General features: G+C 34.3%; 12 protein-coding genes. 2 read left to right on the top strand and 10 right to left on the bottom strand.

The genetic code is table 11. From position 1 onward, the window contains the following. Positions 1-18: 18 nt before the first annotated feature. Both HNS38_RS15200 and HNS38_RS15195 read right to left on the bottom strand, forming a co-directional pair. Positions 19-1,113: a hypothetical protein gene (locus HNS38_RS15200; RefSeq protein ID WP_172283884.1), complete on the bottom strand. Its 1,095-nt coding sequence runs from the start codon at positions 1,111-1,113 to the stop codon at positions 19-21. 168 nt (positions 1,114-1,281) lie between these two features. Next, complete coding sequence (locus tag HNS38_RS15195; RefSeq protein ID WP_172283886.1) at positions 1,282-2,148, bottom strand: AraC family transcriptional regulator; 867 nt, start codon at positions 2,146-2,148, stop codon at positions 1,282-1,284. Positions 2,149-2,761: 613 nt separating this feature from the next. On the opposite strand from HNS38_RS15195, the gene HNS38_RS15190 reads away from it, so the two are divergent. Continuing rightward, entirely contained in the window at positions 2,762-3,997 is a 1,236-nt protein-coding gene (locus tag HNS38_RS15190; RefSeq protein WP_172278634.1) for a PQQ-binding-like beta-propeller repeat protein, read from the top strand. Between the two features lie 20 nt (positions 3,998-4,017). Continuing rightward, entirely contained in the window at positions 4,018-5,196 is a 1,179-nt protein-coding gene (locus HNS38_RS15185; protein WP_172346675.1) for a hypothetical protein, read from the top strand. A 49-nt stretch (positions 5,197-5,245) separates the two neighbouring features. On the opposite strand, the gene HNS38_RS15180 is transcribed toward HNS38_RS15185, so the two are convergent. The 8 genes from HNS38_RS15180 to HNS38_RS15140 all read right to left on the bottom strand — a co-directional run bounded on the left by HNS38_RS15180 (position 5,246) and on the right by HNS38_RS15140 (position 15,287). Beyond that, entirely contained in the window at positions 5,246-6,661 is a 1,416-nt protein-coding gene (locus tag HNS38_RS15180) for a right-handed parallel beta-helix repeat-containing protein (RefSeq protein WP_172278638.1), read from the bottom strand. A gap of 650 nt (positions 6,662-7,311) precedes the next feature. After that, positions 7,312-8,931, bottom strand: coding sequence for an MFS transporter (locus HNS38_RS15170; RefSeq protein WP_216663741.1), 1,620 nt, complete (start codon positions 8,929-8,931; stop codon positions 7,312-7,314). A 271-nt stretch (positions 8,932-9,202) separates the two neighbouring features. Further along, positions 9,203-10,816, bottom strand: a complete 1,614-nt coding sequence (locus HNS38_RS15165) for an ABC-F family ATP-binding cassette domain-containing protein (protein WP_172278640.1) — start codon at positions 10,814-10,816, stop codon at positions 9,203-9,205. 413 nt (positions 10,817-11,229) lie between these two features. Beyond that, complete coding sequence (locus tag HNS38_RS21245) at positions 11,230-11,661, bottom strand: (4Fe-4S)-binding protein (RefSeq protein WP_172346674.1); 432 nt, start codon at positions 11,659-11,661, stop codon at positions 11,230-11,232. A gap of 140 nt (positions 11,662-11,801) precedes the next feature. Further along, positions 11,802-12,296 (bottom strand): flavodoxin domain-containing protein, encoded by a 495-nt coding sequence (locus HNS38_RS15155; RefSeq protein ID WP_172278644.1) that lies wholly within the window; start codon positions 12,294-12,296, stop codon positions 11,802-11,804. A gap of 54 nt (positions 12,297-12,350) precedes the next feature. Next, positions 12,351-13,250, bottom strand: coding sequence for a MerR family transcriptional regulator (locus tag HNS38_RS15150; protein ID WP_172346673.1), 900 nt, complete (start codon positions 13,248-13,250; stop codon positions 12,351-12,353). Between the two features lie 425 nt (positions 13,251-13,675). After that, positions 13,676-14,434, bottom strand: coding sequence for a GNAT family N-acetyltransferase (locus tag HNS38_RS15145; RefSeq protein WP_172346672.1), 759 nt, complete (start codon positions 14,432-14,434; stop codon positions 13,676-13,678). Positions 14,435-14,594: 160 nt separating this feature from the next. Next, on the bottom strand, positions 14,595-15,287 hold the full coding sequence (locus HNS38_RS15140; RefSeq protein WP_172278650.1) for an HAD family hydrolase: 693 nt from the start codon (positions 15,285-15,287) through the stop codon (positions 14,595-14,597). Between the last annotated feature and the right edge of the window lie 172 nt (positions 15,288-15,459).

The raw sequence follows: 15,459 nt of genomic DNA, 5'->3' as shown, positions 1-15,459 counted from the left end.
GATTGTTTTTATTATTATTTATTTCAAATCAATAGTAAAAGCGGCACCTGGTTGGAAATTAAATCCCTCTCCAATTTCTACTACCAATATCTTATCCGAGTCAATTCGTAAATTTACGGCATTTTCTGTAGAAGAGAAAGAAGTCACACCATGAGCTTCGTCAAATGTAAAGTAATACCTATCATAAACACCCTCTTCGAGTACCCTGTAATTTTGGCTCCAGAAATAATCGTTGGCATCTGGCAACAGGACATAGTCTATTGAATTCTCATTTATATCGATGGAATATAAACCATTGACCATCATCCCTCCATTCCCGCTTAAATCAATTTTCAAGAAGTCAGGAAATTCTACCGAACTATAATTTACATCAGCACTTAAATCTAATCCATCGTCACCTAAAGATACTCCTTCGATTATCACACCACGGGTTAAATCCAAACCATCTTCACCAAGGTTTGAGCCAAAGGCATAATCTAAATAGGAAGAAAAAGAAACCTCTGCAACTTGAGCATCATTATAAGTATTTCGCATAGTGATAACATCTCCTTGTACTATAGGCGCATTGGCCGCATCCTCCGCTCCTAAAGCAATGGTAAAAGCTGCTCCAGGTTGAAACTCAAAACCCTCACCCACCTCAACAACAATTATATTTTCAGAGTCTATTCTTAAATGAATGGCTGGATTATCGCAAGTAAAAGAACCCACATTATGATTTTCTGCAAAGGTGAAATAATATCTATCATACACACCCTCCTCTAAGGTTCTATAATTATTTTTCCAAAATAAATCCTCACTGTCTGGTAACAGAGTAAATTCAATAGTATTTGCAGTAAAATTGATCGCATACAAACCATTTATCACTGGACCTGCAGCTGAACTTAAGTCAGCAGCTAAAGCCTCTGGGAATTCCACTTCAGAACCATAAAAAGCATAATCGAGATAGGCCGAGAAAGAAATCTCAGGAACATGAGAATCATTATAGGTATTTCTAACTGTTACTGTATTACCCTCGGTAACCAAAACGGTTTCATCTAGTATTACATCATCCTTATCACAAGCAGTAAAAGCAAATAAACTTATCATTGCCATCAATAGTAATTTTCTTGTCATTGTTTTCATCTTTATCTTTGTTTTTAATTATGCTGCAAAGATGTGGCGAAAAAAGACCCTAGGAAAGGTGAAAACATGATTATAAATGGTTAATCTATGCAACACCCCTTTAAAAAACAATTCCTAATTAGGCTTATAAAGTCACTTTAAGGCTTTTTATCCAGATTTCTAATCACCTCTATTTCTAAATTGAAATGGAGTTTCTTTAGTATGTTTCTTGAAAAATTTCGTGAAATTAGTTGGCTCTTCAAAACCAAGAACAAATGATATTTCTTTGACTGAAAGCGAAGTAGTTACCAGCAACCTTTTAGATTCAAGCACCACATAACTGTCGATAAAAGACTTCGCAGTATTCTTTGAAACCTCCTTACAAACTTGATTCAAGTAACGATAAGTAACCGATAAATCAGAGGCATATACTTTGGCATCACGCGTTTTTGAAAAGTTCTTTTCTATCAGAAGCCTAAACTGGTTAAAGTAATCCAAACTCTTAATATCGATAAAATGTGTAGTATTCATATTTTTGTCGTTTAATTTAAGAAGGTAGATACTGAGTAAGGCGCCAAACAAGTTAGGCAGTAATGGAGAATGATTTTTAGATTCCTTTTTAAGAGTGCTTATGAAAATTTGACTATTTTCTAAATCGTTAATCTTTTGGTGCTTTAAGAAGTAATTATACAAATGCTTAATCTCTGCAATAGTAGACTGAGCTATATATTTATGCATAAACTCTTCCGTGAATAGTACTAGATAACCATAATATTGAGAAAACTCATCAAAAGCATGTATCTGACCCTTTGAAATAACCATCACATCCCCTGCTTGTAGATGGTGAACCTCAAAATCGACAATATGATTCACCTCTCCATCTGTAATTATCAAGTTGGCAAAAAAGTTTAAACGATGTGGTCGGTATGGGTTATGATCTATGGGTTGCTCAGAAGTTTGAAATAGTCCTTTTAACTCAATAAGTTCAAAGCCACTTATTGACTGCTCCTTATCTTTATTAAAACTTATTTCCGGAATATCCTTCATAAACCTTAGTATGGGTTGGTGAGTTTAAAACAATATATTATATGTAAAAAATAGGTCATGCTATGTGGGGACTAAGATATAAAATTAACATCAATGTAGGTTAGTATGTGTACCATGTCATTTTTTATCGATGAGGCTTTTCCAATAACACCATAGAATAAAAGTTACTAATCAGTAAGAATTACTATAGTTTAATTTCCCCTGATTTCCCCAACCCCAAGGGGAGTCAGGGAAAAGATTCAGCAAAATGATTAGATTGAAAAATTTGATATTCTATTCTAATTTGATTTTTGAAACTAAAATCTGATTTTTTTGGCTCCCCATGGGGAAGGGGCAAAACAAAAAAATCATTTATTATGGGTAACTACAGTAAATTGACACTTGACTGATTAGTAACGAATAAAAGACAAAATCAAAGCATTCCAATTTTAACTTTTTCTAAATAAACAGCTTATCAAATAGAATTCAGATTAAATCATGGCTACCATTATGATTTTTCCTATTTTTATAGCAGCATTTGAGTATCATTTGAGAAACGCTTGTAAAACCACCCAAAATTTTGGAGATAGAGAATATCTTCACCTTTTTTTATCATTCATTAAATTTCAATAATATGAATAAATATTTCACGCGTTTGAGTATTTTATGGCTATTAATGATTGGCCTGGTTTCACTTGGCATTGCTCAGGAGGAGTCTGCGAATAAATGGACACAGTTTCGAGGAGAAGATAGGTCTGGAAAAAGTATGGAAAGCCTAGATGGAGTGGATTGGTCGACAAGTAAACCCGAGTTGGTTTGGAAACATGAATTGGGTTCTGGATTTGCTGAACTCACCATGATGGGAAACCGAATGTATACCATGACCAGCCAAACCATAGATAGCACTACTGGCAGTGAATTTCTAGCTGCCTACGAAGTAGAAACAGGAAAAGAGCTTTGGCGACAAAAAGTAGATAGTATTTATTTTGACCCAGATGGCTGGGGAGATGGTTCTAGAACGACTCCTTCTATTGATGATGAACATATATATTGTTTGAGCGGCCATGGAAAACTTAGTGCTCATCACCTAAAAGATGGAGCTATCATTTGGCAAATAGACCTTAAAGCTAAATACGGATCTGCAGAACCTCGCTGGGGGTTTTCTACTTCGCCTATCATACTTGAGGGCTTATTAATTATGGAAGTGGGTGGAGCAGAGAATAAGGCTTTTGTTGCTTTTGATAAAGAAAATGGCGAAATCGTTTGGAATTATGGAAAGGGAAATGCCTCTTTCAATTCTCCCCTACTCACTACCATTGATGAGCAATTACAAATCATCTTTGCCAATGGAAAAACCCTGTATTCTTTCAACCCAAAAGGAGATACCTTATGGACCTATGCCATGCCTTTTGGAGGAATTACAGCCATGCCATTACTGATTAAAAACAACAAAATCTTCTTATCTGGAATTAGAAATCCTGGTTTTGTGATAGTAGAAATAAATGACCATAAAGCCACCGAATTTATTAGAGGAACCAGCATGAAAACGGATTTCAACACAGCGGTTTATCACGATGGATATATCTATGGATTTCATGTGGCCTCTCTGCGCTGTATCTCAGCAGAAACAGGAGAAGCAAAATGGACCAAAAGAGGATTTGGAAAAGGGAGCTTGATGATCGTTGATGATCAATTATTGGTTTTATCTGACAAAGGGAAACTCATTATTGTAGAAGCCAAACCTGACGCTTATGTAGAAAAAACTTCCGTTCAAGCCTTGGAGGGCAAATCATGGACTGCACCGAGTTTTGTAAATGGAAAAGTATATGTGAGGAATCTTACACATATGGCTTGTTATAAAATCAAATAGAAACACCAAAAACTAAAATGATGAAGAGTAAATTAATTTGGAGCTTATTATTAGTATTATGTTTTGGGGTGATTCAAGCCCAAGAATTGGATGAAATTATCAGCAAACATATAGAAGCCAGAGGAGGAGCAGAAAATTGGGCTAAGGTGAATAACATGAAAATCACTGGCCGATTTACTGCCTTTAGTGTAGAAGAAGATTGGATGGCCATAAAAACCAATAAAGGTCAATATTATAGCGAGTTACACTTGGGTAAACATGCTGTTATCGAAGCTTTCGATGGAGAACATGGCTGGACCATTGACCCATGGCATGAAATCAGTTTTCCAAGAATTCTAAGCAAAGACGAGGATAATGTCTTTCAACAAAAATCTAGCCTAATGACTCCTTTTCTCGATTATAAAGAAAAAGGATTGGTGGCTAAGTTAATAGGCAAGCAAGATTTAGAAGGTGTAGAGGTTTATACCATTAAACTCACCCGTCCTAGTGGCAAATATGAGACTTGGTATATTGATGCCAATACTTATTTAGAATACCGTCGCGACTCTTATTGGGTAGATTTTACTTACCCCACACCAGCAGAAAGCTATTTCGAAGATTTCAGAGAAATCAATGGCTTGGTGATTCCTTACTATGAAGAAAAGATGTTTAGCCAAAGAAACCGAGTTCTTTTAATAGAAGACATTCTATTCAATATAGAACTTGATGAGGAGCTCTTCGAAATGGCAAAAAGTTCAGAAATGGAAGCCTTGAGTTTTATGAAAGGTAGTTGGGATGTGGAAGTACAAGGATGGAGTGGACGAGCCAACAAGTGGTATCCCATGGATGCAACAACTTCTACCATCAAATATGCTGCGAATAATATGCTAGAAGAAAAAATAAGGTATAAAACTGATTTTGTAATGCCCATCGTTTCACAGTATAGTTATCATGCTGGGAGTGGAAAATATCGCGTATGCGTTTATAACGACTTTTCAGGCGAAACAGAAATGTTTATAGGCCAGATAAGCGATTCCACTTTTACTGCGGATAATACTAAAATGATTTATGGTGGAATGCAAGACCCTCAGGCATTTGGAAAGGTCACCATCACTCCTGAAGATTCAGATCACTTTAATGTACTCATTGAAAATTCCTTCGACAAAGGAGAGAATTGGAACCCTGGAAATAAGCTCATTTACACCAGAAAAAGCAATTGATAGGTAAAATTGAACATCAAAGCAAGCTCTTAAAACTAGGCAAAACAAATTACTTTGTTCTTAGCAAAATATTGGTTAATACCTTATCACCATCATCAATTTTACAAATCAATACCGAGCCTGTAAAATAATAAGGATGAATTCTAATGCTCCCAGATTCCATATCAACCAATTTATAAGGAATGCTAATGCCTTCCATATCAAATAAACCGATATTCACTCTTTCTAAATTATGATACACATCTTTAATGATAAAATATTCCATAAACGGATTAGGGAAAATGATATAATCTTTTGAAAATACTGACGGATTCAAGAAATTCACATCACCTGACCAATAGGCTCCAATATCACAAATACTATCATCTGGGTCACTACCCAAATTGGGATCGCCTGCATTAACACATGGAGACTCAGTAGATATTCTAAAATCTACAGTATCCAAAAACATAGGATCATCAAATATGTTATTCTGACCTTGATGGAGTATTCTATCTGACAAAGTATAATCTATGGTTAAAGTAGAGAGTTCATCACTAAATACATCCATATTTCTTGACTGAGAAATGATACAATTAACAACTTCAGCACGAGTGTTTTTAGCTAAATCATTATTTTCAATACACCGAATAGCAATGTCATTTCCATAGAAAGTATTGTTCTTGATATAACAATTAGAATTCTCTTTTAATATCACACCAACATTACAATCAACAATTAAATTATGCCTTAGTACTATCCCCTCTGAACTTCCAAAGTTTTCACTCCCAAGCTCCATCCCCCTGTCAACATACGAAACAATAATATTGCTATCTATTTGTGTATCTATACAATTATTAAGATCTATTCCATCATCTGGCCCTTCACTCATATAATTACTCACTATCCTACCACCATTAACCTTGATAAGCTCAATAGCGTCGGGTGTATTAAAAAAATTGCAATTCTTAATAAAAACACTATTCGAATTTGATACTTGAATACCTTCTCCTTTACCATTATTTCGGAAAACACAGTCCCTTATATCGGCACCTGCATTAAGCACCCATACTAAGGATATTTCCCAAGTTAAATTCTGTTCATTATAAAAATTAACATTCTTAAGGCTAAGTTGACACCCATTCGATTTTATATAACCATCTGTAATTTCAGCATATCTTATAGAAGAATGTCCTCCAGATTTATTTAACTCAATTTTTCCCCAGCCAATTTCTGGTACTTGTGGAAGGAAGGAAACAGGTTCTTCTTTGCTTCCATTAACCTGAAGCGTACCATTAATGATAATATTAATATCCTGATCGATAATCAATGTTGCCCCATGCAATATCAATAATGTATCAGAACTATTTATGATCAAGTCCTCTGTAATAAGATAAGGAGATTCATGTTTTGTAAAGACTATTTCTTCAGCATTTATCCGAACAAACAAAAATAAAAAAACAGAAATAAGTATTGTGTACTTCATTTTTGAATAAGGTATAAGATTCTTTTTACAAACTATAAAACTATACAAAAATTGCTTAGCAAACACTATATTTCATCATTATACCCAGATAGTTTTGGCCGAATTACCATCATCAATATTAGGATGAATAACTGCTTGATATAGTATGACAGACTGTTTTTTCAAAAGGTAGGACTTGAAAACCTATAAACGACTTCATCCTCACCAAAAAGAAGGTTCAAAAATCAAAACGAGATTTAACTACCGAGCCTCCTCTAATACATGGGATTACCATTTAAAGTAGATTCTGGAATCTGTTGCATGGCATCCCAATGCTCTATAATTTTTGCATTTTCATCGAACCTGAAGAAATCCATAGTCACATATTGATCATTTCCAGGCCAAGTTTGATGAGTATGTAGAGCTACCAAATCACCCTTGCGCTATAACTCTTACAAACTCGATACTCTTTTCAGGATACTCTTCTTGCATTCTCTCAAAATAGGCTATGAATGGCTCTTTTCCATCCCCTACGATTGGGTTATGTTGAATATAATCATTGCCAACATATATTCGAACAGCCTTTCTTGGATTTCCTTCATAAGACATTCTATAAAAAGAAATGGCCTTTACTAGCAAAACAGCTTCTCATACCAAGTAACCATAGGAATCTATTCTAGCTCTTTTAGCCTTCGAGCATTTAGTTCTGTGGTGATTTCATTCATTTTAGATTGAGTCAATGGATACATCAACATAAAGATAGCTGCTATCAATGCAATGACTGCAGGAACCCAACTCATCAGCATTTTTATGCCCGGGATAGCCCCTTCAATAGCAACGGCATCTTGGCCATCATAACTATAAGCAGCAAGCACAAAACCTATAATAGCTCCTGCTACTCCTCCACCAAACTTAGTAGAAAAAGAGCCTGCCGAATAGATTAAACCTGTCGCTCTTCGTCCATTACGAAATTCTGAGAAATCAGCTACATCACCCAGCATAGCGAAGAATAAAGTAGGGAAAATAGCAGCAGCAAACTCAGAGATAATTCCGATGGAGAATATGCTAATAATGTCATTTGGCCCACAGAATACCAATAAGGCATTAACCGCTCCAGAAAAAACTAGCGCAATAATAAATAGGTTTCTCTTTCCCCATTTATTACTGAGGAAGGTAGTCACCATAGCACCACCAATAGAAGCGACCATAAGGGCCACCATATAGCTAGCTGCTAATAATTGGTTATGAATAAAATGAGAGAAATAGATAACTACAATACCTTGTTTGATGGAATTATAGATGACAAACAACAGACCTATTCCCAACAAAATCAACCAAGGCTTATTACCTATTAAATCTTTGAAATCTTTAGACAGATTAGTTTTTTGAGTTTTGGGTGGTAACACTCGTTCTTTGGTAGAATAGAAAGTGATAAACATGGCTAAAATCAACACCACCGATAGCACATAGATAGAATTACTATAACCTTGTTTTTGGTTGATGATACTAATATTTTCAGCGCTTAAAGTTTCTTCGCCTTCTACAATAAAGCTATAGTCTTTTCCTCCAATCATGGAAAAGGCTTTACCTTGTGTAGGCGTAGGGTCATTGGACTTTTCTTCAGTGTTTACCCAAGTGAATAATGCAATGCCATCCTCAGTAGCAATCTTTACATTTTCCACATCCTGAGAAGTGGAAACATGAACCTCAAATCGATTATTCTCGAGCTGATCAACTTCTATAGTTGGATTAATATTTCCGAAGAAAGCCACTAGGAACAATAAGGCTCCTTGCACCAACATTCCTCCGGCAAAGGCTCCTACCATCCTATAAGCTCCTAAGCTTGTACGTTCTTTATCATCGCCCGTCATTACAGCCATAAGCGCTCCATAAGGAATATTATTAGCCGTATAAACTAGTGTGAATATGATATAAGTAGCATAGGCATAAATTATCTTCCCTGTTGGGCTTAGATTAGGACTCGTGAATAGCAGGGATAGAATAACACCTAATGGAATAGCTGTCCACAAGATCCAAGGACGGAATTTTCCATATTTAGATTTGGTTCTGTCACCAATAACGCCCATAAGCACATCGCTAATGCCATCGCTAAATCTCGCGACCAACATTAGCAAACCAACAGCTGCGGGATGAAGCCCAAACACATCAGTATAAAAGATGAAAAGGAAGGTAGAAACTCCACGCCATGCAATATTTGCGGCACCATCGCCCAAGGCATAGCCAAGCTTCTCGGTGAGTTTAAGTTTTTGATTAATAGCATTCATAGTCATGATAGTTTATATTTTGTAGTATATAGTTTTAAAAGTAGGCTTAAATCTGCAATAATTAATAGAATGATGATTAGCATCCTCCACCGCTACAATTAAGCGGCGCTAATATAGACATAATCAACCAATTATTATGAAACCCTGTAAATTTTCAGCACATTAAAGACTATTTAATATACTTAACACTATCAAATAAATAGAAATGAAATGGAATCAAAAAGAAGGAATAACAAGATAGTTACTCAAGAACAATAAACAGAAAGCTTAAGAAAGACTATTGATACATTTTTTCACGCTGAGCTTGAATTTTCTCATCGGTGATATAATCATCATAATTCATGTGTTTATCAATAATTCCTGTAGGAGTCAACTCAATAACTCTATCACAAACCGATGAAATGAATTCGTGGTCATGAGAAGACATAAATACATTACCAGGGTATTTAATTAGGTTATTATTAAAGGACTGAATAGATTCCAAATCAAGATGGTTTGTTGGTGTATCAAGAACCAATGCATTGGCATCAACCAGCATCATTTTAGAAATCATACAACGCATTTTCTCTCCTCCAGACAATACCTCAACTTTCTTTAGCAAATCATCACCAGAGAATAACATCTTACCTAGATACCCACGAATATATAAATCAGTAGTGTCATTTGTAAACTGACATAACCAATCGAATAAATTCAAATCTGAGCGGAAAAATTTAGAATTATCCATAGGCAAATAAGCATGAGTAATAGTTTGCCCCCATTCAAAGCCTCCACTATCTGCTTGTCTCTTATCATTAATGATTTCAAAAAGAGCAGTCATTGCACGAGGGTCTCTGGATAGAAAAATGATTTTCTCCCCTTTATTGGCATAAAAATCAACATCCTTAAATAATACTTTACCGTCAATACTAGCACTCAAACCACTAACTTCCAAAATTTTATCCCCAGCTTCTCTTTCTGGTGTGAAAATAATACCGGGATATCTTCTGGTTGAGGGTTGAATATCATCAACATTCAACTTCTCTAACATTTTCTTACGACTAGTTGCCTGCTTTGATTTCTTTACATTGGCACTAAAACGAGAAATGAACTCTTGAAGTTCTTTACGTTTATCCTCTGTTTTCTTATTTTGAATCTGAGATTGTTTTAAAGCCAATTGACTGCTTTGATACCAAAAGCTATAGTTACCTGCAAACAACTGCACCTTACCAAAATCAATATCTAAGGTATGAGTACTAATGGCATCTAAAAAGTGTCTATCGTGAGAAACAACCAAAACTGTATTCTCATAATTAGCTAAATAGTTTTCCAACCAAGTAACCGTTTCTAAATCCAAGTCATTAGTAGGCTCATCGAGAAGTAAGTTATCAGGTTTTCCAAAAAGAGCTTGAGCCAATAATACTCTCACTTTTTGCTTACCAGACATATCCTCCATCATGGTTTGATGAAATTCTTCTTTGATTCCCAAAGCGCTTAATAAACTTGCAGCTTCACTTTCGGCATTCCAACCATCCATATCTGCAAATTTCTCTTCTAATTCAGCTGCTTTTATACCATCTGCATCAGAGAAATCTTCTTTACAATAAATGGCATCTTTTTCTTTCATAATATCCCATAGCTCAGTATGACCTTTCAATACCGCATCTATAACGGAGTAATCGTCAAAAGCATAGTGATCCTGACTTAAAACGGAAAGTCTTTCTCCTGTTCCCATACCAATATGGCCATTAGTAGCATCTATCTCACCCGAAATAGCTTTCAACAGAGTGGACTTTCCCGCTCCATTGGCACCAATAACACCATAACAATTACCTGGCATAAACTTAAGGTTTACATCTTGAAATAAAACTCTTTTACCAAATTGGATTCTTAAATCTGCAACATTTATCATAAAGCGTATTGTATTAAACTCCTTCTTATTCGAAAAAGGTTGCAAAAGTAGTTATTTTTTCATTAGAAAATATAGGGAATTAAAAATTATTAATATCTAGTTATCAGTTCTTTAATATTAGTTTTCTTTTTATTGACTGATGAAAAAGAAAAATCACTATGAATCTATAAAGCACTTATAAGAATAAGTGCATGAAATGGGTAGGTTTTAATCTAATAAATTAAAATGTGAATGATGTACACAATGATTAATAAATATTCTTCATTACACATCGGATAGATGTCTTTGCTATGTTTAAAAAGACGGGGATTATTTATGGCAAGCCAAAAACAATCCCCGTCTACATTTCCTCATTTCCAAAAAGATTATTGTCATTCATACTCATATTCCCAATACAGTATAAAAACTTTACCCTATCCCTTAAACCCAACTTTTGCATGCGTTCCATCGCAAAAAGGTTTTTTAGCAGATGCCCCGCACCTGCAAATTGCTGCCATTTTCTCTATTTCCTCCACCCTACCATCAGTATGAGTTATGGTGAAATTTCCTTGAATAATAACTGGCCCATTAGGTTTTACTATCGCTTTAATCTTTTCCATTTTTTTGTTTTTTTTAGTTTGATCTTCATTTTTCATATAATAAGATAACGCTCCGGATGGACATAAATCTATTTGATTTTTCAATTCTTCTATGGAGGCAAATTCTGGATTAATCCAAGGTTTTTGATTTGGCTGATATACTTTAGGTAGTCTTTCTACACATATAGCCGCATGTATACATTTCTTTGGCTCCCAAACTATTTGCAGCTCTCCTTTTGAATACTCTTTGATGCTTCTATTTTCCATTGCTTATTATATAAGATTCCTCACAAAGGTAAAGAAAAACAGATGTAGAAATTTAATTATCAACCCATTAAATCTGAAATAAGATGTTAAAGCACATACTATTTTACTCTAATATTACTTAGTGATAATAATAATTGAAATCAAGATAAAACTTGATGATGTTTTATTCCATTAACAAACGAAAGTATGGCAGCCTCATTAATTTTCGAAAAACTCTTATCTTTTCCGGTGATTTTCTTCACCATCATGCGCTCAATAAAATTCATCTTTTCCAACAAATATTCAAAACCCAACAAACCCTTACTTAAGGCTTTATTTCTTAAATCTTGCGGAAACGCCAAATCGAACTGTTCCTGAGCTTTTTGGTCCCTTTCCATACAGCATAAAAATAAAGCCAACTGTTTTTCTAATAATTCGTTATGGTATTTCTCAATAAAGGCGGTGGTCTTCTTATGTACTTTCCCCATATGAATACTACCTCCTAAAATAATACGTTGATAAGGGGACAGACTATCCAGTTTTTGCTTTTTCAGATTGATGATATCCACCTCATCGGTAGGGAATTTTTCTGCAATTTTTCGTGAGACTATTTCAGTGGTACCATGCTTACTGATGTATATGATGGCCGTTTTCATAATTTTAGATTAAGTGTTTCAATAAATATACCAGTCAAAATTACGAAAAAGCAATTATAAAGAAGATGTCAACGAAAGTAAATCATTGAAAATGATAATTTGCTTTGAACTCTTTGGTGGTGTTATATCTGCAGTTCGGCGTCCTAATAAATAAATCTGGTCCTCTCGTCCATTCAAAACCTCCTCTTGAAGGCGATTGACATAGGCATTAACCTCATCTGGATCTGGTTTAACAGTAAAATAGCTGACAAAGTTGACTTTTTTAAAATTGCTTTGAAGGGATTGCAAATTTTCCAAGGGAACACTCTGCCCTAAATAAATAGAATGATGCCCTTTCAACAATAACTCATAATGAATATAGAGCAAACCAAATTCATGAATCTCATTTAGAGGAAGATATAATACATAAACCTCATCTGGTTTTTTAGGAAGCACTTGCTGAACACGTTCTATATTAATAAGTAATTTTTGTTTGAGGAGATTTGTAAAGAAGTGCTCATGTGCTGGAGTAATGCTATTACTCTGCCACTCTAATCCAATATTTTGCAAAAATGGTATAAGAATATTGATAAAAACATCTTTAAATGAAGATTCTGCAACTAGACTATTATAAGTATGTTCAAATAAATTTCTATCATATTTGAGCATGGAAACTTTGAGAGAGTTCACAAAATGTTCTTGATCACTCTTTCCACCAATATACTCACGTACTTTATTTTCCAATTCCTCAATAGAATACTTAGCTATTTTACTAATCTTATAGCCATGGTTATACAATATGGTGATGTTCAACAGCTTCCTCAAGTTTTCTAGGTCGTAATATCGAATATTCGAATCTGTTCTATTTGGTTCCAAAAGATTATATCTTTTTTCCCAAATTCTAATACTATGGGCCTTTATTCCTGATAAATTTTCCAAATCCTTTATGGAAAATAATGTTGCAATATTGTTCATCTATCTATAATTAATATTAAACATGGGGTTAAACAATTGTAAAACTAGCATCTAAATATCCTTAGACTCCAAGAAAATTAATTAAATAAATTAAACAAGAAAACAATTGATAACCTAAGCATTAAGAAGTAGCAAAGGTATTTAAATATTCCGAAATACCAAGATAATAGGAAACATTTGTTTATCTTTTTGTGTTTTAAATTAAACACTAATTGTGCAGGAAACAATATTTTGCTTATACTTGAACCATAATTACTAAACAATAATCAATTGTACTATAATGGATTTATCAAATGCCGAAGCTTCAAAAACTAGTTAGACTATTTAACAAACATAACTCAAAAAGCACTAACGAAACCATTCCCATGACTACAAGTAAACTTTTGTTTTGAATTTTAAGAAAAGCTCCCAAGAAGTTAGCTTCTTTATTTTTGGATAAACCTGTCGAAAGCTTTCTCATTTAGAATATGCTGAGTGATGAATTCTCCATTATAGAAAATACTATAAAGAGTATGCGGTACAAAGTGATTTTGAGCCTGTTCTCGACTTGCAAGCTTCTTTATGGTCAAGTTCACACCCTGTTTCTCAGCTACAGCCTTTAACTCGGTATTCACATAATACTCATTAAAAGGACAAGCGTTGGTAAAATATACAACCAAACCATCTTTGATATCATTTTTCCCAGTTTTGGCTATCTCTTTAAATTTTGGAATAGGTACATTTGCTTTTAAGGGTTTATACCACAGCTCGAAATATGGAGGAGCAGTATCTGCCAATAGAAAGCCCTGTTTGATGAAGAATTTCTTATCCGACATAAATGGCTGCTTTCTAGAGGCAGCCATCACAACAAGTCCATCCATTTCTTTAGCATCCTCTAAACAATATTGATAAAGCTCCTTACCATGTTCTTCTCCTTTGAATTTCCCAGAAACCCAAAAGCAATTAATGAGCATGTAATTTGGAGCAATAATAGGTGCCCAAGCTTTTTCTGCAGGAACATACTCTATAAAAATTTTTCCACGCTCGTCAAGCTTCCGAAATACATAACCATCCTTAAATTGCTTTTTCAGCCACTCTTTTTTTAATTGATAGCCTTCGCTACATTTTTTATCAGAAAAAGCACAACAGATATGCTCATCAGAAATATTATCTTCATCGAGATTGATATATTTTTCACTGCCCATATTTTAGTCATTTGCTGAGCCCCAAACCTAAAAAATCTTTGGGTTTATTCCTATACTATATTAAAATAATTAGAGAAATCGAATAAACAAACAAGCCTATTATTTCATCCTATTTAATGAGAGCATGTAAAGAAACATCATACTTTGAAATATCAGATATTTAAAGCACAGCAAGAATATCTGTAATCATATGGAAAGATTTAAATTGAGGATGGATAATTTTGGAATCTACAACTTCATGCTGCCAAGTAGTATGAAAGGGCACATGAAAAGCCATGCCACCAAGATTCAATACTGGAATCACATCAGATTTTATGGAATTCCCAATCATCAGAAATTCGTCTGCTTTGATATCTAAATGTTGAATCAATTTGAAATAATCATCCTCTTGCTTATCACTCATCACTTCAATATGATGGAAATAAGATTCTAAATTTGACTTCTTCAACTTTCTTTGCTGATCCAACAAATCACCTTTAGTAGCTACTACCATTTTATAACCTTTAGCCTGAAGCGTTTTTAAAACCTCCTCTACGCCATCTAATAATTCCACTGGCTTACGAACCATTTCTTTGCTTAAATAAATAATAGATTCTATTTGTTTTGCGGTAATTTTATATTCACTAAACTCAATGGCAGATTGAATCATGGAAAGTGTAAATCCTTTGATACCATAGCCAAATAGAGGGATATTACTGGTTTCTATCTTAAATAAAAAGTCCACCACTTCCTGCTCACTTCCGTAATCTGACAATATCCTGGCCAAGGCTTGTTCTGCTTCTCTGAAAAAGGTTTCATTGATCCAAAGGGTATCATCAGCATCAAAGGCTATCACTTTAATTTTCTCCGTCATCATTCTATATTTGAAGCAAAGATAAAAACCTATACATAAAGCATAAAAAAACCCAAAAGATAAATTATCCCTTGGGTTATTAAAACAGTATATTTTAAAATATTCATTACTAATCAATCAAGTGTCAATTTACTGTAGTTGCCCATAATAAATGATTTTTTTGTTTTGCCCC

The organism is Lentimicrobium sp. L6 (genome assembly GCF_013166655.1).
Lineage (GTDB): Bacteria > Bacteroidota > Bacteroidia > Bacteroidales > UBA12170 > UBA12170.
Note: the sequence above shows the minus strand (reverse complement) of the source record. Positions and strands in the feature narration are given on the sequence as shown.

Bases quoted from the DNA above. Each gene is read 5' to 3' on its own strand.
- HNS38_RS15200 (WP_172283884.1), bottom strand. From the start codon at position 1,113: ATGACAAGAAAATTACTATTGATGGCAATGATAAGTTTATTTGCTTTT.
- HNS38_RS15195 (WP_172283886.1), bottom strand. From the start codon at position 2,148: ATGAAGGATATTCCGGAAATAAGTTTTAATAAAGATAAGGAGCAGTCA.
- HNS38_RS15190 (WP_172278634.1), top strand. From the start codon at position 2,762: ATGAATAAATATTTCACGCGTTTGAGTATTTTATGGCTATTAATGATT.
- HNS38_RS15185 (WP_172346675.1), top strand. From the start codon at position 4,018: ATGAAGAGTAAATTAATTTGGAGCTTATTATTAGTATTATGTTTTGGG.
- HNS38_RS15180 (WP_172278638.1), bottom strand. From the start codon at position 6,661: ATGAAGTACACAATACTTATTTCTGTTTTTTTATTTTTGTTTGTTCGG.
- HNS38_RS15170 (WP_216663741.1), bottom strand. From the start codon at position 8,931: ATGACTATGAATGCTATTAATCAAAAACTTAAACTCACCGAGAAGCTT.
- HNS38_RS15165 (WP_172278640.1), bottom strand. From the start codon at position 10,816: ATGATAAATGTTGCAGATTTAAGAATCCAATTTGGTAAAAGAGTTTTA.
- HNS38_RS21245 (WP_172346674.1), bottom strand. From the start codon at position 11,661: ATGGAAAATAGAAGCATCAAAGAGTATTCAAAAGGAGAGCTGCAAATA.
- HNS38_RS15155 (WP_172278644.1), bottom strand. From the start codon at position 12,296: ATGAAAACGGCCATCATATACATCAGTAAGCATGGTACCACTGAAATA.
- HNS38_RS15150 (WP_172346673.1), bottom strand. From the start codon at position 13,250: ATGAACAATATTGCAACATTATTTTCCATAAAGGATTTGGAAAATTTA.
- HNS38_RS15145 (WP_172346672.1), bottom strand. From the start codon at position 14,434: ATGGGCAGTGAAAAATATATCAATCTCGATGAAGATAATATTTCTGAT.
- HNS38_RS15140 (WP_172278650.1), bottom strand. From the start codon at position 15,287: ATGACGGAGAAAATTAAAGTGATAGCCTTTGATGCTGATGATACCCTT.